13 protein-coding genes are annotated in these 16905 nt (G+C 72.1%); 5 read left to right on the plus strand and 8 right to left on the minus strand.

The window, feature by feature from the left end:
• Positions 1-2: 2 nt before the first annotated feature.
• The 5 genes from AB5J49_RS19015 to AB5J49_RS19035 form a co-directional block, all read right to left on the minus strand.
• Positions 3-1130: an SIS domain-containing protein gene (locus AB5J49_RS19015; RefSeq protein ID WP_369169816.1), complete on the minus strand. Its 1128-nt coding sequence runs from the start codon at positions 1128-1130 to the stop codon at positions 3-5.
• 356 nt (positions 1131-1486) lie between these two features.
• Complete coding sequence (locus AB5J49_RS19020; protein WP_015659983.1) at positions 1487-1657, minus strand: Trm112 family protein; 171 nt, start codon at positions 1655-1657, stop codon at positions 1487-1489.
• A 326-nt stretch (positions 1658-1983) separates the two neighbouring features.
• Positions 1984-3348 carry a phosphomannomutase/phosphoglucomutase gene (locus AB5J49_RS19025; RefSeq protein ID WP_369169817.1) on the minus strand — a complete coding sequence of 455 codons (1365 nt, stop codon included), beginning with the start codon at positions 3346-3348 and terminating at the stop codon, positions 1984-1986.
• A 136-nt stretch (positions 3349-3484) separates the two neighbouring features.
• Positions 3485-5101: an L-lactate permease gene (locus AB5J49_RS19030; protein ID WP_369175189.1), complete on the minus strand. Its 1617-nt coding sequence runs from the start codon at positions 5099-5101 to the stop codon at positions 3485-3487.
• A 152-nt stretch (positions 5102-5253) separates the two neighbouring features.
• The gene (locus tag AB5J49_RS19035) at positions 5254-5682 is read right to left on the minus strand and encodes a DUF3499 domain-containing protein (RefSeq protein ID WP_078916722.1); all 429 of its coding nucleotides are present in this window, start codon (positions 5680-5682) and stop codon (positions 5254-5256) included.
• Positions 5683-5972: 290 nt separating this feature from the next.
• Here AB5J49_RS19035 and AB5J49_RS19040 point away from each other — a divergent pair, with 290 nt between their 5' ends.
• Positions 5973-6422 carry a metallopeptidase family protein gene (locus AB5J49_RS19040; RefSeq protein ID WP_369169818.1) on the plus strand — a complete coding sequence of 150 codons (450 nt, stop codon included), beginning with the start codon at positions 5973-5975 and terminating at the stop codon, positions 6420-6422.
• A 73-nt stretch (positions 6423-6495) separates the two neighbouring features.
• On the opposite strand, the gene AB5J49_RS19045 is transcribed toward AB5J49_RS19040, so the two are convergent.
• The 3 genes from AB5J49_RS19045 to AB5J49_RS19055 all read right to left on the minus strand — a co-directional run bounded on the left by AB5J49_RS19045 (position 6496) and on the right by AB5J49_RS19055 (position 12177).
• The gene (locus AB5J49_RS19045) at positions 6496-8004 is read right to left on the minus strand and encodes a DUF5719 family protein (RefSeq protein WP_369169819.1); all 1509 of its coding nucleotides are present in this window, start codon (positions 8002-8004) and stop codon (positions 6496-6498) included.
• A complete protein-coding gene (locus AB5J49_RS19050; protein ID WP_369169820.1) occupies positions 8001-11693 on the minus strand; it encodes a glycosyltransferase in 3693 nt (1230 codons plus the stop codon). Before AB5J49_RS19050 ends, AB5J49_RS19045 begins: the two co-directional genes overlap by 4 nt.
• Before the next feature lie 220 nt (positions 11694-11913).
• On the minus strand, positions 11914-12177 hold the full coding sequence (locus AB5J49_RS19055) for a WhiB family transcriptional regulator (protein WP_003975777.1): 264 nt from the start codon (positions 12175-12177) through the stop codon (positions 11914-11916).
• A 653-nt stretch (positions 12178-12830) separates the two neighbouring features.
• Between AB5J49_RS19055 and AB5J49_RS19060 the strand changes: the two genes are divergently transcribed.
• The 4 genes from AB5J49_RS19060 (at position 12831) to AB5J49_RS19075 (ending at position 16746) form a co-directional block, all read left to right on the plus strand.
• Positions 12831-13337, plus strand: a complete 507-nt coding sequence (locus tag AB5J49_RS19060) for a cysteine dioxygenase family protein (RefSeq protein WP_369169821.1) — start codon at positions 12831-12833, stop codon at positions 13335-13337.
• Between the two features lie 33 nt (positions 13338-13370).
• Complete coding sequence (gene cofD, locus AB5J49_RS19065) at positions 13371-14330, plus strand: 2-phospho-L-lactate transferase (RefSeq protein WP_369169822.1); 960 nt, start codon at positions 13371-13373, stop codon at positions 14328-14330.
• A gap of 5 nt (positions 14331-14335) precedes the next feature.
• On the plus strand, positions 14336-15637 hold the full coding sequence (locus AB5J49_RS19070; protein ID WP_369175190.1) for a coenzyme F420-0:L-glutamate ligase: 1302 nt from the start codon (positions 14336-14338) through the stop codon (positions 15635-15637).
• Positions 15638-15744: 107 nt separating this feature from the next.
• Positions 15745-16746 carry a DNA-3-methyladenine glycosylase gene (locus tag AB5J49_RS19075; protein WP_369169823.1) on the plus strand — a complete coding sequence of 334 codons (1002 nt, stop codon included), beginning with the start codon at positions 15745-15747 and terminating at the stop codon, positions 16744-16746.
• The last annotated feature ends 159 nt before the right edge of the window (positions 16747-16905 follow it).

Raw genomic sequence — 16905 nt, forward strand, 5'->3', positions numbered from 1 at the left:
GATCAGGCCCCCGAGGCGAGCGCCAGGTAAATTGCGGCGAAATCCGTGATGGCGATCAGTTCCGCGAGGGTCTCGAGTTCGCCACCGGGTTCCGGCTCGAGTTCGCTGATCGGCGTGTCATGGCTGAGGGCGAGGTCCCGGGCGGCGGGCGCGGCGGTGAGGCCGCCGAGCGGGCGGTCGCGCAGCAGCACCACGCGCGCGTGCAGGGCCGGTGCCTCCTCCACGCGGTCGCGGAAGAAGTCGTCGGGGTCGGCGTTCCCCGCGAGCCTGCCGGCGAGCAGGGCGTTGTGCGCGGCGAGCGCCTCGGGCAGCTCGGCGACGAGGGCGGGGTGGCCGGCGAGCTCGGCGAGCGCGGCGGCGAGACGGCGGCCGGCCGGGCCGGCGGAGACGCCCTCGGTCCAGATCAGTGGGAGCGTGTCGGCGAGTTCGGCGGCCAGGGTCTTGGCGGGGTTGCTGTAGGTGGCGATGGCCGGGCCGCAGCGTTCGGCGATGTGGTCGAGGCGGTCGGCGACCTTCTCCAGGGCCTCCGGCGGGGCGGTGAGCATGCCGGTGCGGTCGAGGAGCGCCAGGATCGGGGTGAGCAACGCCCACAGGACGCCGGGGGCGGAGGCCGCGATGGGTTCCTCCGGCTCGTACGGGGCGGACGCCATCGGCACGAACAGGCCGTGGTTGTTGCGCACCGCTTCGGTGAGCGGGGAGCCGGCCGGGGCCACGGCTACGACCGTGCAGCCACGGCGGTAGGCCTGCTCGGCGAGCAGGGACAGGCCCGGCTCGGAGCCGTCGGGGGTGGTGATCAGCAGCAGGTCCACGGAGCCGGCCCAGCCGGGCAGCTCCCAGCGCAGGGCGCCCGCGGCGGGGGCGACACCGGCCGGGGCCAGTCGGGTGACGGGGCTGGTGACGCCGGCGAGCGTGCCGAGGAGGTCGGCGACGCAGATGGCGGCCGCGCCGGGGCCCGCGATGAGGATGGCGCGGGGGCGGCCGTCGGGTTTGAGGTCGTGGACGCCGGCCTCGGCGGCGTGCCGGGCGGCGGTGCGGACGCGGGCGCCGGCTTCGGCCGCGCCGCGCAGCAGGGCACGGCGGTCGGTCTCTGCGAGCGCCTCCGGCGTGTCCAGCAGCGATTCGTCGAGCATGGGCGGCAGCCTCCGATCGCCGGGTCTGGGGCTTGGGTCCGGCGGGGTTGTGTCCTGCGCGGGTGTGTTCGCCGGGGTCTTGCTCGGTCGCGGGTGGCCGCGGGGTGTCTTTGTTTGTCTTGGCGCGGGCGTGGTGCCTTTATGCGGGCGGAGGCTGTCTTTGTTCCGTCGCCTGTCGCCCGCTGCCCGTTGCCGGTTAGCCGTTGCCGGTCGCTGTCGGCGTGGGGCCCCTCGGCGGTGGTCTCATGCCGTGGCCTGATGTCCGTACGCCGGTGGTCGGCTGTCTTTGGACGGTGACCGGTTGTCTTTGCGCCGGAGGCCATGGCATCGCGTTACGTGGGGCGGCGGGCCTCGGCTTACGCGGGGCGGCGGGCCTCGTCGACGAGCAGAACGGGGATGCCGTCGCGGACGGGGTACGCAAGGCCGCAGTCCTGGCCGGTGCAGATCAGCTCGGCTTCCTGCTCCTTGAGGGGAGCGTGGCAGGCCGGGCAGGCGAGGATCTCCAGGAGGCCGGCTTCCAGCGGCATGAGGGGGTCCCTTCTGGGGTGGGTGTGTGCGGTACGTGCGGGTGTGCGGATGTGCCTGGTCAGCGTACCGCCGGTGGGGGCGGGGTGCCGGGGTTGGGCGGGGAGAGGTGGGTGGGGGTGCGGGTGCGGTGGGAGGGTTTCGCCCCCGCCGCCCCTACCCGTCCCATCCTGAAGGGGCTCCGCCCCTTCGACCCCGCTGGGGCTGCCGCCCCAGACCCCGCTTCGGCCCTGGACGGGCCTCGTCCTCAAACGCCGGACGGGCTGAAAGTGCCTGGACCGGCGTCGACCGCCTCAGCCCTCAGCCCTCAGCCCTCAGCCCTCAGCCCTCAGCCTCTGATGATCGCCAGCGCCTCGTCCCGTACCTTCGCCATCGTCGCCTCGTCCCGTGCCTCCGCGTTCAGGCGCAGCAGCGGCTCCGTGTTGGAGGGGCGGACGTTGAACCACCAGTCGGCGGCTGTGATGGTCAGGCCGTCGAGTTCGTCCAGTTCCACGCCCTCTTGGCCCTCGTACGCGGCCTTGATGGCCGCTAGGCGGCCCGCCTGGTCGGCGACGGTGGAGTTGATCTCGCCGGAGCCGGTGTAGCGGTCGTACTGGGCGACCAGGCCGGAGAGGGGGCCGTCCTGGCCTCCGAGGGCGGCGAGGACGTGGAGGGCGGCCAGCATGCCCGTGTCGGCGTTCCAGAAGTCCTTGAAGTAGTAGTGGGCGGAGTGCTCGCCGCCGAAGATGGCGCCGGTCTTCGCCATCTCGGCCTTGATGAAGGAGTGGCCGACGCGGGTGCGGGCCGGGGTGCCACCGTTCTCCTTGACGACTTCCGGGACCGACCAGGACGTGATCAGGTTGTGGATGATCGTGCCCTTGCCGCCGTTCTTGGCGAGCTCGCGCGAGGCGACCAGGGCCGTGATGGCGGAGGGGGAGACCGGGGCGCCGTGCTCGTCGACGACGAAGCAGCGGTCGGCGTCGCCGTCGAAGGCGATGCCGAGGTCGGCGGACTCTTCTCGGACTCGCTTCTGGAGGTCGACGATGTTCGCCGGGTCCAGCGGGTTCGCCTCGTGGTTCGGGAACGTGCCGTCCAGCTCGAAGTACATCGGGACGAGGGTGAGGGGCAGGCCGTCGAAGACCGTGGGGACCGTGTGGCCGCCCATGCCGTTGCCCGCGTCGACGACGACCTTCAGGGGGCGGATGGAGGTCAGGTCGACCAGGGAGCGGAGGTGGACCGCGTAGTCCTCCAACGTGTCCCGCTGCGTGATCGTGCCCGTCGTCCCTGCCGGCTCCGGGGCACCCGAGTCGCTCCACCGCTCGGCCAGTTCGCGGATCTCGGCGAGGCCGGTGTCCTGGCCGACCGGGGCGGCGCCGGCGCGGCACATCTTGATGCCGTTGTACTGGGCCGGGTTGTGCGAGGCCGTGAACATCGCGCCCGGCAGGTTCAGCGCGCCCGAGGCGTAGTACAGCTGGTCGGTGGAGCACAGGCCGATCTCGGTGACGTCGACGCCCTGGGCCGCCGCCCCGCGCGCGAAGGCACGGGACAAGCCGGGGGACGAGGGCCGCATGTCGTGCCCGATCACGATCGCGCTCGCGCCGGTCACCTGGACGAAGGCGGCCCCGAAGAGCTCGGCCAGCGGCACGTCCCACTGGTCCGGGACGACCCCGCGGACGTCGTACGCCTTCACGAGCTGTGACAGATCAGCAGCCACGGCCAACCCTTCTGAAAGTCCTGTCGGTCACCCCAAACTACCCGCCCCCACTGACAGCGGGCTGTGCGGCCACTGAGCGGACTCCCAGCCGTAGCCTCAGGTCAGCGCGGAGGTCAGAGTGGAGGTCAGGGCCAGGTCAGGGCAGCATCCAGCCCAGCACCGGTGAACTCTGGCCGACCACGATCAGGCACATCACCAGCAGCAGGCCCAGGCTCCACGGCAGGACTCGCCGCAGCAGGTCCCCCTCCCGGCCCGCGAGCCCTACGGCCGCGCACGCGATGGTGAGGTTCTGCGGCGAGATCATCTTGCCGAGCACACCACCTGAACTGTTGGCGGCGGCCAGGAGTTCCGGCGACAGCCCCGTCTCCCGGGCCGCCGTCACCTGCAACGCGCCGAACAGCGCGTTGGCCGAGGTATCCGACCCGGACACGGCCACACCGAACCAGCCCAGCACCGGCGACAGGAAGGCGAGCCCGGCACCGGCCGCGGCCACGAAGTAGCCGATGGTGGCGGCCTGTCCGGAGAGGTTCATGACGTACGCGAGCGCCAGCACGGACGTCACGGTGAGGATGGCGAACCTCAGCTCGTGCACGGTCGCGGCCCACTCCTTGACGGCCACGCGCGCGTGCACGCCGAGAACGACTGCCGTGCACACCCCGGCGAGCAGCACGAGCGTGCCGCCGGTGGACACGATCGGCCAGCTGAAGACATTGCCGCCGACCGGTTCCCCGTCCGGGCTCGCGACGTTCAGGAAGGGCCAGTCGTACGTCTGGGTCGCCCCGGCCAGCCAGTCCTTGACCACCGGGATCTGCGCGAGGGAGAAGATCACGACGATCAACGCGTACGGCGCGTAGGCCCGTACGACTTCTCGCGGCGGGTCGTCCTCGTCCAACTCCTCGCTCCGCGCCCCGGTCAGCACGGACGCGCGTACGGCCTCGGTGGCGGGCACGCGCGCGTGCGGTACGGCGACCAGGGCACCCGCACCGGCCAAGGCGGCGCCGATGTCGGCGAGTTGCGCGGAGACGTAGTTCGACGCGGCGAACTGGGCGACGGCGAAGGCGATTCCGCACACCAGGGCGGGCACCCAGGTCTCCCGCAGCCCGCGCCGCCCGTCCACGAGCCCGACGAGCACGAGCGGCACGACCAGGGCCAGCAGGGGCGTCTGACGCCCCACCACGGAAGCCACGTCATCCAGTGGCAGCCCGGTGACCTGGGCCAGCGTCACCACCGGCGTCCCCATCGCGCCGAAGGCCACGGGCGCGGTGTTGGCGACCAGCGCGACGACCGCCGCCCGCGCCGGCTCGAACCCGAGCGCCACCAGCATGACCGAACAGATCGCGACGGGCGCCCCGAACCCGGCGAGCGCCTCCAGCAGGGCACCGAAGCAGAAGGCGACGACGAGCGCCTGGATCCGCGGATCGTCGGACAGCCGACCGAACGACCGCCGCAGGATGTCGAAATGGCGTGTCCGGACGGTCATCCGGTACACCCACAGGGCGTTGACGACGATCCACAGGATGGGGAAGAGCCCGAAGGCGGCCCCCTGGGCGGCGCTGGAGAGCGTCTGACCGAGCGGCATGCCGTAGGCGAGCCAGGCGACCAGTACGGCCGCCAGAAGCCCTGTGAGCCCCGCCAAGTGCGCCTTCAGCCGCACCGCGCCCAGCAGGACGAGGACGATCACCAGCGGCAGCGCCGCCACAAGCGCGGACAGGCCGAGCGAGTCGGCGACGGGTTCCAGTTTCTGGACGTACACGGGCGCCTCCCCGGATTCCGCCATGCGGAAAGCGATTTCTCGTTCCGGCATACGGAATGGTCGTGTCCGCGCCAATGGCACGTCAATGCCCGTGCATCACTCAACGAAACGAGCACACGGGAAACACCCGCACAGCCGGAGAAAACCGACCGTCAGTTGTCGGGCGACCGCAGCACGCGCAGATGCCCCCGCCGCGCGACTTCCATCGGATCGGCGCCGCGCCCTCCGCCTCCACCGGCCTGGGCCGCCCGCTCCTGCGGACGAGCCGCCTCACGCACGGCGTTGGCAAGCGCTTCCAGGTCATCGCCGCTGGGGCGGGCCGGGGCCGAACCGTCCAGCAACCGCACGACCTCCCACCCCCGGGGGGCGGTGAGGCGCTCGGAATGCTCGGCGCACAGGTCGTAGCAGTGGGGTTCGGCGTAGGTGGCGAGCGGGCCGAGGACCGCGGTCGAGTCGGCGTAGACGTACGTCAGCGTCGCGACGGCGGGACGGCCGCAAGCGGTGCGCGAACAGCGACGTACAGGGCTCACGACGTTGGACGGTACCGCACTCTTGAGCGGGCCGCGACGACTCTCCCCCAGGTCACCCCACCGTGTCGTGCTGTGAAACACCCCACACGTCCCTTACGCCCCACGTCGCTGACCTGCGCCGAAGCCCTCTTCCGAGATCCCGAACGCCCCCGGCGCTGGTCACCTCTTATCACAAACCACACCAAACACCTCGACACCGCCAGTCTCGGAGAGATGTGGAATCGAGCCCAACCTTGGCTGGAATGGTCATGTGCCGACATGCCGTACGGCTCTTGGACACCACCTGTCCACCCCACCGCGATCGGACACGCACCGGCCCCGAGGACTACGCTTCACCAGTGATGGACGCCCCCGTACCGCCCCGCGCCGCCGGCCCCGGGCCCCGCCGCCGTGATCGCCACGGGCGAGGCATGCGCGGCCCGATCGCACCACCCCAGGTCCCGCTCGCCGCCAGCCGCGCCGACGCCTTCGCCGACCTGGTGCAGGACTCCGTGGAACGCCTCGAACGCCGCTGGCCCCAACTGGCCGACATCGATTTCCTGGTCCTCGAGGTCCCCCGCCTGGACGGCCCCGGCCGTACCTGGAACGACGAGGCGGTCCCACTCGGCGGCACGATCCCCGCCCTCGAGGGCCGCCCCGCGCGGGTGGTCATCTACCGCCGCCCGGTGGAGATCCGCACCAAGGGCCGGGACGAACGGGCAGCCCTGGTCCATGAGGTGGTCGTGGAACAGGTGGCCGAACTCCTGGGACTGACACCCGAGACGGTGGACCCCCGCTACGGCGAGGACTGACGGCGACGGCGTCGGCGCCGGGCCGGAGGTTCGCGCAGTCCGGCGCCGACGGGGTGCCGCCGGCGCCCCCGCCCTACTTCTGCAGCACCGACAAGTCCTCGTCCGCCTCCGGCACAGCCACCATCCCTCGATCATCCGGCAGGGGCTGCACGGTGAAGCCTGACACCCCGTCCTCCGTCACGGCCAGCGTCCGAGCCCCGTACACCGGCCCGCCCGACACCGACTCCACCGTCAGCGCGTACGTGCCCTTCAGGCCGCTCGGCACCGGGACCTCGACGTCCTGTGTAGTCCCGGACTTGATCGTGTAGGTCTTCGACGCCGCCGTGCCGCCCTCGCTCCCCGCCGACGCCGTCACCTTGACCTCCGCCGAGCCGAAGGGCGCACTGAGAGACAGCGTCGTGCCCTTCGCCCGGTTGTCCACGACCGTCGCGCGCGTGCCCACCGGCCGGGTCGCCGGAATGAACGCGGTCTCCTGCTTGGCACCCTCACCACGAACCACCCGTACTGCCGCAACCACCGGCACGGACCGGTCCGTGGGCGTCAGCACCAGTGACCCCGCCTCGCCCCGCATGACGTCCCCGAGGTCGACCGCACTCGTCATCCCCGCCTTGACGTGCAACGTCTCGTGCCCGGCAGGTGTGATCGCGCCGGACGGCGAGGCAAGCCGCACCTTGAGGTCCGCGTCCGTGTCCCCCGGCGTGAAGGCGACCAGGCGCACGGCCTTGGCGTCCTTCGGAATGCCGGGCAGAACCAGGCTCCCCGCGGGGTCGGCGGACGCGGCCAGCCAGTCCCCGCCGAGCCTGTCGTCCAGCGCCTGCACCGAAGCGCCCACCCGGCCACTGCGCACACTCACGTGCACGGTCGCATTGGTCTGCTTCTCGGCGGTGAGCGTGGACAGCAGGATCGACTCACCGGAGTGCGGCTGAACGGTGACCCCGTCCCCCACCGTGGTCTCGAGGGGACCGTCCTTGCCGTACAGCTCGATGTCGACGACGGCGGCGGAGTCGTCGGGGTTGGTCAGATGCACGTAGTCCGTGCGGTCGTCAGCCGTACTGACGCCCGGGAACCAGAACTCGGTGTCCGGCGCGGTGCAGTTGACGCCCTGCAGGCCACGCCCCGTGCCCGCGGCGACCTCGGTCGTCTCCTGCACGGTCCAGCCGGGCGCGAACTTCCCGTCGGCGGTCCCCACGAGCGCCGGCGAGTCGCCCCCGGACGCGTCCCCGGTGACCGGCGTCCCCGGCGTCTTGCCCTGAAGGACGGGCTTGTCGGCCTTGCCGGCGTCACCGGCCTTCTTGCCCTTGGCGTCCGCCCCGGCACCCGACTCCTCCGCCGCGGACTGCAGTTCCGCCTTCCCGCCGTTCCCCGTCCCCTTCGTGACGGGCGTGAACGACGTGTACGTCGTCTCGGCGAGGTCCGAGATGCTCGGCGCCGGACAGACCAGGCTCGTACGCTCCACGGGCAGCTCGGCGGCCGCCTCGGCGGTGTGCGTGCCGGACGCGTCCGGCGTGGTGAGCGACGCGATCCCGGTGATGGCGGCGAGGGCGGTGGCACCGACGATCAGGGACAGGGTGGTGCGGTTCACTGCTGGCTCCCGTCGGAACGCTCACTGCCGTTCGGATGCGGCTGCGCCGGGTCGTACGTGGGGTCGTAACCCTGCTGGTACGTCTGGTCGTACGAGGTGTCGTAGCCACCCTCGTACGACCCCGGCGAGGACTGCCCGCCGTACGCGTACGGGTCGTACTGGCCGCCCTGATAGGGATCCGCCTGATACGTCCCGTCGTAGGCGGCGCCCGCCGGGTACTGCTGGCCGCCCTCGTACTGCTCGCCGCCGTAGCTGCCGTACTCGGCGCCCGCGTAACTGGGTGCGTCCCAGTCGCCGTAGGGCTGCTGCTGCGGAATCGCCGCAGCCGGCGGCTCCGTGGGAGGAGCCGGGAACTCGCCGCCCTGACCGGCCTCTTCGGCCTCGGCCTCGGCCTGGGCCCGCAGCCGACGGGCCCGCCGGCCCTCGCCGGCCACGGCCTCGGCCGGGACGGCCGGCTCCTCGGGCAGGTCGTCGTCGACGTCGCGGCGGCGTCCCGGAAGGGCCATCACGACGAGGACGAGGGCGAGGAAGCCCTGGGTCCACAGCCAGGCGGTGTGGCCGATCGGGTCGTCGTAGGTGACGTCCAGCCTGCCGCCGGCCGCCGGGAGCTCGAAGCCCTGGGCCCAGCCGTCGACCGTGGTCGGGGTGAGCGGCTTGCCGTCCAGGGTGGCCGTCCAGCCGTCGTCGGCACTGTCCGCGAGGCGCAGGACACGCCCTTCGGAGCCACTCGGAAGCGTGGTGTGGATCTCGACGGGCCCGGCGGCGACGGGCTGAGGCTCGGCGGAGCCCGAGCCGGAGCCCAAGCCAGAGCCGGTACCGGCAACCACGGCTGCCCGCGACACCTGCCGGTCGACGCGCCACAACGCGCTGCCGTTCTGCTCGCTCAGCCGCGACAGCCCGGGCGTGGCGTCCAGCACGCGCGCGACCTCGCGGGGTGCGCCCTTGTGGACGAGGACGTACCGCACCGCGAACGCGCCCAGCTGGTCGGCCTGGTCGGCGCCGGAGCCGGCCACGAGGTTGGCGACGATCTTGTCGAGCGTGGCGTTCTCCCCGTCCTCGGCGGCGAGTTCGGCGTCGCCGAGGCGGGCGCCGGAGCCGCGGACGAGCATGTAGCCGACGTGGGCCGGGGAATCGCTGTCGAGGACGAGGGTTCGGGCCTGGTCGCGGGTGCTGCTCTCCTCGGCGACGAACGCGGGCACCTGCACGGGATCGCGCCGCTCCAGCGGCCCGTCGGCGCCGCGGATCATCCAGCCGGCGGCGACGAGCAGCGGGCCGGCGGCCGCGGCGAAGGCGATCAGCGCGGCGACCGGCTGGCGCCAGCCGAAGCTCTGCTCGGCCACGCGCGAGCGTGCCCCGTCGGCGCCGAGCACGGCGGCGGCCAGGAGGGCGATGCCGTAGACGAGGGTCGCGGGACCGGACCATGTGGAGGTGTTGGACAGGGCCGCGAAGACGAGGCCCACCAGGGCGACCGCCCACGCCGTCCAGATTCCGAACTGGCGCTCGGAGCGCATCAGGGCGGCCAGCGCGGCCAGCACGACGCCGATGAGCATCAGCCCGCTGACGGTGCCCGGCCCGCCGGGGCTGGCGCCGAGCAGGTCCAGGGCGGACGCGGCCGAGGCGCCGTACCGCAGACCGGCCTCCTGGAAGAAGCCGAACGGAAGCAGCGACAGCGACCAGGGCGCGAGGACCAGCAGCGGCACGCCGAACTGGGCCAGGAAACGCAGGCCGTACGCGGTGATGTCGGCGCGCCGCACCGCGAGCAGACCGATCCCGAGGACCAGCGCGATCGGCCACACGATCGGCGTGAAGGCCGTGGTGATCGTCAGCAGCAGCGCGTACGCCCAGGTCGCGCGCCAACTGCCGCGCGCGCCGGAGCCGTTCGCCAGGCCACTGGCCGCGATGCCCGCGCGCGCGGTGAGCGGCAGCAGGACGGCGAGGACGGCGGTGCCGATGCGGCCGCCGGCGAGGGCGCCGGTGGCGGCGGGCAGGAAGGCGTAGACGACGGCCGCCCACGCGCGCAGGAGGCGCGACTCGACGAGCGGGCGGGAGACGAAGTAGGCGGCGAGTCCGGCCAGGGGCACCGAGCAGACGAGCAGGACGGTGACGGCGAGCCCGGTCGAGCCCAGCAGTGTGGAGGCCAGCATGGCCACGATCGCCAGGTACGGCGGCGCGGACGGTGTGCCGCCGACGCCCACCGGGTGCCAGGCGTCCACGTAACGCGACCACAGCTCAGCGGAGTCGGCGGGAGCAGGCAGCAACGCGCCACCCGCGAGCGCACCGCCGCCGAGCAGTTCCCGGCAGGCGATCAGCGAGAAGAACAGCAGGACGAGGAAGAGCACCGGGCCGGGCTTGCGGGCGATGCGCTTGATGCGGGCGAACTGTTCTATCTCCAGGAAGTCCGCGTCGTCGCCGCCGGGTCCGGACTCGATCGCACTGCCGTGCCGTCCCGCGCCTGCGGCCGCTTCGGGGTCGGAGCGGCCGACGAGGCTGCTCGCGACCTGTTCGACGGTGGCCCGCACGGTCGCGCCGGGCGGCGGGAACAGCGCCCTCAGCTCGCCCTTGTCGGCGACGGGATTTCCGCGCCTGCGCCGTCCGGCGATGATCCGCTCGGGGCGCAGCAGTGTGCCCATGAGGCCGCGGATCTCGTCGAGGGCCTGGCCCGGGACCTTGCCCACGAGGTAGGCCAGGGTCCGCAGGACGGTGCCGAGCACGAGCCGCAGCAGCACCCAGGGCAGCACAGCTGTACGGCTGTTGACGAGCAGGGTGTAGGCGGCGCCCGCCTTGTCCACCTTGTGCGGGGAGGCGGCGGTGCGGCCCACGCAGTCGACGGTGCGGCGCTCGCGGGAGGATGCCTCGGCGTGTCGTACGACTGCCTCGGGGGCGACGAGGACGCGGTGGCCGGCGGCCGTGGCGCGCCAGCACAGGTCGACGTCGTCGCGCATCAGGGGCAGCCGTCGGTCGAAGCCGCCGAGCTGTTCGAAGATGTCGCGCCGGATCAGCATGCCGGCGGTGGACACGGACAGCACGGGCCGGACGTGGTCGTGCTGGCCCTGGTCCTGTTCGCGGCGGTCGAGGCCGGTCCAGCGGCGGCCGGAGTGGGCGATGGTGACGCCGACCTCGAGGAGCTGCCGGCGGTCGTACCAGCCGCGCAGCTTGGGGCCCACGACGGCGACGTCGTCGCGGCCCAGCTCGTACTCGTTCTCCACGACGCGCAGCAGCTGGGCCAGGGCGTCGGGTTCGGGGGCGCAGTCGTCGTGCAGGAGCCACAGCCACTGCACCGGCTCCCCGTGGGGGAGTTCGGGCATGTCGTAGGCGTCGTCGCGCCACGAGCGCGTGACGGGGTCCCAGCCGCTCGGCCGCTTCAGATAGGTCAGCTCGTCCGGGGTGAGGACGGGGGCGCTGCGGTTGGCCTCCTCGACGGCCTGGCCGAATCCGGTGCGCCGGGCGAGGTGCAGTACGCGATCGTCGCCGAGGGCGTCGGTGACCAGCTGCGCGGACTGGTCCGCGCTGCCGGTGTCGGCGGCCATGGCGAACTGGACGGGGCGCTCCTGGCCGAGCAGCCCGGCGAGCGCGTCGGGCAGCCAGCGGGCGCCGTCGTGGGAGACGAGCACCGCGGTCACCACATGACGCGGAAACTCAGGTGTGGCAGCGACGTCTTGATGGGCTGCCGTGTGGCTGTGCACGGACATCGAGGTACGGGCCCCGGTTCGGTGGACTGCGGTGGACGCCTGTGCCCCGAGGGGGCAGCGGGGCGTCTCGGACGAGCGACCACACTATCGGCTGGGCATGACGGCGGCCCGCCGCCTGTGGATAACCACCTGCGACGGGCCGTTCAAGACGCGCGAGAGCAAGAGTCGTGCGAGACCTGTTGCGAGACGTATGTACGCGCGGATGCGGCCGGGAGGCCGGTCAGACGGCCGCCTTCTTCAGGCGGCGGCGCTCGCGCTCGGACAGGCCGCCCCAGATTCCGAAGCGCTCGTCGTTGGCGAGGGCGTACTCAAGGCACTCGGAGCGGACCTCGCAGGCGAGGCAGACCTTCTTGGCCTCGCGGGTGGAGCCGCCCTTCTCGGGGAAGAAGGACTCGGGGTCGGTCTGGGCGCACAGCGCGCGCTCCTGCCAGCCGAGTTCCTCGTCCGCGTCGTCGACCAGCAGTTGCTGCACCAGCTCGGTCATGTGCGCCCCTCGTCTGTTCTTTTCCGCGTCCCCGTGATGTAGCCGTTACCGATTTCGGCTGAACGACACGAGTGAAATTACAAGTGTGCTGCTCCGGGCGAGTCAAGCCGAGATCTGCTATTGAGCCCCTTATTCACTCTGCGGAACCAAGGCCTAGCGGAAAGTGTTCAAATCGGCATAAACCTTGACAAGCAGACGGGACCCGCGAGGGCATCCAGCCCCGCGCAGAGCCTGTACGGAAAAGGACGCCCAGAAGTTCGATCTCGTTGCACACTCGCGCAGAAGCGAACCGGATCACAGTCGGATCACAGGATCACAACGGCGCCGTGCGCCCGGTTGTGCGCCATGTGTCCCGGTCAACCCATGAACAAACCTTTCGCCACAGAGATGAACCGGATGAGGTGAAACATGTCCCACATAACGGGCGTCGAGTTGACAGTGGAGGTGCAAACCGCTGTCCTTGTGGGCATGCTCGCGAACTTGGCACTCACCTCGACCCGCACCGCCGGGTCCCTCGGTGCGGCCCACGTTCGCTGTAGCTGTTGTTGCTGTTCCAGCTGTTGAGCCACACCTGCTCCAGCTGTCGGCCGAGTCGGCCGCGACTCGGCTTCCGTTCCCTCTGACCTCCCTTCACTGAGGAACCACCGCACCCCATGAACAGCGACAGCGACCTCCAGATCGCCGGCGACATCCTCGAAGTCCCGCACCTCCTCCAGGCTCCGCGCGAGCACCCGGCCACCGTCGCCGAGTTCGCCGGCCTGGCCCGCTCCATCGCCGCCGACCGCGCCCAGTGGGAGCACCTCGTCCGGTACGACGCGACCACGCGCTGGTACCACCGGCTGCGCACGGGCCCCGGCTACGAGGTGTGGCTGCTGTCCTGGGTCCCCGGACAGGGCAGCGGACTGCACGACCACGGCCGCTCCTCCGGCGTCCTGACCGTCCTGGACGGCACGCTGACCGAGCGCTCGGAGCGCGGCACGCGCGTGTTGGCGGCGGGAGCGCAGCGCGTGTTCGCCCCGGGGTACACGCACGAGGTCGTGAACGACGCGCTGGAGCCGGCGGTGAGCCTGCACGTGTACTACCCGGGCCTGACGGAGATGCCGATGCACACGCCCCGGGCTTGCGAGGCTCGTATCGAACCGAGTCCGGTGACTGCCTGACCCGTTGTCGTACCCGCCTGCAAGACTGCTCCCATGCGCATTGTGGTTCTGGCAGGCGGCATCGGTGGTGCCCGGTTCCTGCGCGGTCTGAAGCGGACCGTGCCGGACGCGGACATCACGGTCATCGGCAACACCGGCGACGACATCCACCTCTTCGGGCTGAAGGTCTGCCCGGACCTCGACACGGTGATGTACACGCTCGGCGGCGGCATCAACGAGGAGCAGGGCTGGGGCCGGGCGGACGAGACCTTCCATCTCAAGGGGGAGCTCGCGGCGTACGGCGTGGGGCCGGAGTGGTTCGGGCTCGGCGACCGCGACTTCGCCACACACATCGTGCGGACGCAGATGATCGGCGCCGGATACCCGCTCAGCGCGGTGACGGAGGCGCTGTGCGACCGCTGGAAGCCGGGGGTCCGCCTCATCCCCATGACCGACGACCGCGTCGAGACGCACGTCGCGATCGAGGTGGACGGCGAACGCAGGGCCGTCCACTTCCAGGAGTACTGGGTGCGGCTGCGGGCCTCGGTGCCGGCGGAGGCGATCGTGCCGGTCGGCGCGGAGCAGGCCAAGCCGGCGCCGGGTGTTCTGGAGGCCATCGCCGAGTCGGACGTCGTCCTCTTTCCGCCGTCCAACCCGGTCGTCTCGGTCGGCACGATCCTCGCCGTGCCCGGCATCCGCGAGGCGATCGCCGACGCCGGGGTGCCGGTGGTGGGTCTGTCCCCCATCGTCGGGGACGCGCCCGTGCGCGGGATGGCCGACAAGGTGCTCGCGGCGGTCGGCGTGGAGTCGACGGCCGCGGCGGTCGCCGAGCACTACGGCTCGGGCCTGCTGGACGGCTGGCTCGTCGACACCGTCGACGCGGGTGCCGTGGAGCGGGTCGAGGCGGCCGGCATCCGCTGCCGGGCCGTCCCGCTGATGATGACCGACGTGGACGCGACCGCGCAGATGGCCCGCGAGGCACTGGCGCTGGCGGAGGAGGTGCGGGGGGCTTGAGCGAGGTGTCTGCCGACGGCTACCGGGTCTGGGCCGTTTCCGGGATTCCCGAGGTCCAGCGGGGCGACGACCTCGCGAAGCTGATCGCCGCAGCCGAACCGGGGCTGGTCGACGGGGATGTCCTCCTCGTCACCTCGAAGATCGTCTCCAAGGCTGAGGGGCGCATGGTCGAGGCGGCCGACCGGGAGGCCGCGATAGACGCGGAGACCATACGGGTCGTGGCGCGTCGCGGCCCTCTCCGTATCGTCGAGAACCGGCAGGGGCTCGTGATGGCCGCCGCCGGGGTCGACGCCTCCAACACACCTGCCGGGACCGTGCTGTTGCTGCCCGAGGACCCGGACGCGTCCGCGCGGGCGATCCGGGACGGGCTGCGGGACACCCTCGGCGTCGATGTCGGGGTCGTCGTCACCGACACCTTCGGGCGGCCCTGGCGCTCCGGGCTCACGGACGTGGCGATCGGCGCCGCGGGCGTGCGGGTGCTCGACGATCTGCGCGGGGGCACGGACGCGTACGGCAATCCGCTCAGCGCGACCGTCGTGGCGACGGCGGACGAACTCGCCGCCGCCGGTGATCTGGTGAAGGGCAAGGCCGCCGGGCTGCCCGTCGCCGTCGTGCGCGGGCTGGCGCACATGGTCGCCGAGGACCACGGGGAGGGGGCGCGGGCCCTGGTGCGCGGCGCGCGTGACGACATGTTCCGGCTGGGGACGTCGGAGGCCGTACGGGAGGCGGTCACCCAGCGCCGTACCGTACGGGCCTTCACGGACGAGGACGTCGACCCCGGGGCCGTGCGGCGGGCGGTCGCGGCGGCCGTGACGGCGCCGGCGCCGCATCACACGACGCCCTGGCGGTTCGTGCTGCTGGAGTCGGAGGACTCGCGGACGCGGCTGCTCGACGCGATGCGGGATGCGTGGGTCGCCGATCTGCGGCGGGACGGCAAGAGCGAGGAGTCCATCGCCAAGCGGGTACGGCGCGGGGATGTGCTGCGCAACGCGCCGTATCTGGTGGTGCCCTGCCTGGTCATGGACGGGTCGCACACGTACGGCGACGCGCGGCGGGACGGAGCCGAGCGGGAGATGTTCGTCGTCGCCACCGGGGCCGGGGTGCAGAACTTCCTGGTCGCGCTGGCCGGGGAGCGGCTGGGGTCGGCGTGGGTGTCCTCGACCATGTTCTGCCGGGATGTGGTGCGGGATGTGCTCGGGCTGCCGGAGGACTGGGATCCCATGGGGGCGGTGGCGGTCGGTCATCCGGCTGAGGAACCGCGGGCGCGGCCGGAGCGGGATGCGGGGGGTTTCATCGAGGTGCGGTGACCGTCGCCGCGCAGGGCCTACGCTCGTAGGAGCCCTCCGATACAGCGCTCGTAGGACTCCTCCGGTACCTACGCTCGGCCCCCCTCCGTACCCCTAGGACCTCATCCGTGGCAGGACGTTTCGCTCCGCGGCCCACGCGTACGACTGTGCGCGGTGGGCATGTCGCGGTGCCTGCGGGTGTGCCGCGGCAGGCTGTCGCGGCGGCGAAGGTGCGGACGGTGGTGCCGGACGGGCCGCTCGATCTCGGACTGGTGCTGGGGCCGCTGAGGCGGGGGCCGGGGGATCCGACGTTCCGGGCGATGCCCGACGGGTCCGTGTGGCGGGCCTGCCGTACGCCTGCCGGGGCCGGGACGCTGCGGGTCACCGTGCGGGGTGCCGAAGTGCGTGGCGAGGCCTGGGGGCCGGGGGCCGAGTGGCTGCTGGAGCAGTTGCCGGAGTTGCTCGGGGCCGCCGACGATCCGTCCGCCTTCGTGCCGCGGCACCGGCTGGTGGCGCTCGCTCGGCATCGGCGGCCGGGGCTGCGGTTGACGCGGACCGGGTTGGTGCTGGAGTCGTTGATTCCGTCGATTCTGGAGCAGAAGGTCACGGCCGATGAGGCGTATCGGGCGTGGCGGTTGCTGGTACGGAAGTACGGGGAGCCGGCGCCGGGGCCCGCGCCGGAGCGGATGTGTGTGATGCCGGACGCGGGGACCTGGAGGCTGATTCCGTCCTGGGAGTGGCATCGGGCCGGGGTCGACAACAAGCGGGCGTCCACGATTTTGCGAGCTGTACGGGTCGCTGCGCGGCTTGAGGAGGCGGTGCGGATGCCTCCGGGGGATGCGCAGGCTCGGTTGGAGGTCGTGTCGGGGATCGGGCCGTGGACGTCTGCGGAGGTTGTGCAGCGCAGTCATGGGGCGGCGGATGCGGTGACCGTGGGGGATCTGCATCTGCCGGGGATCGTGGGGTGGGCGCTTGCCGGGGATCGGGATGCGGACGACTCCGTGATGCTGGAGTTGCTGGAGCCGTATGCGGGGCAGCGGCATCGGGCGGCTCGGTTGATTCTGCTGAGCGGGCGGGTTCCGGCTCGGCGGGCGCCGCGGATGCCTCGGGGGGATATCGGGGCGTTGTGACGGGGGGTCTGTGCCTTGGTTGCCGCCTGAGTTTTTCACCCCCGCCGCCCCTACCCGTCCCATCCTGAAGGGGCTCCGCCCCTTCGACCCCGCTGGGGCTGCCGCCCCAGACCCCGCTTCGGCCCTGAAGGGGCCTCGTCCTCAAACTCCCCCGGAGGG

Origin of the sequence: Streptomyces sp. R28, from assembly GCF_041052385.1 — a bacterium.
In the GTDB taxonomy this organism is placed as follows: Bacteria; Actinomycetota; Actinomycetes; order Streptomycetales; family Streptomycetaceae; genus Streptomyces.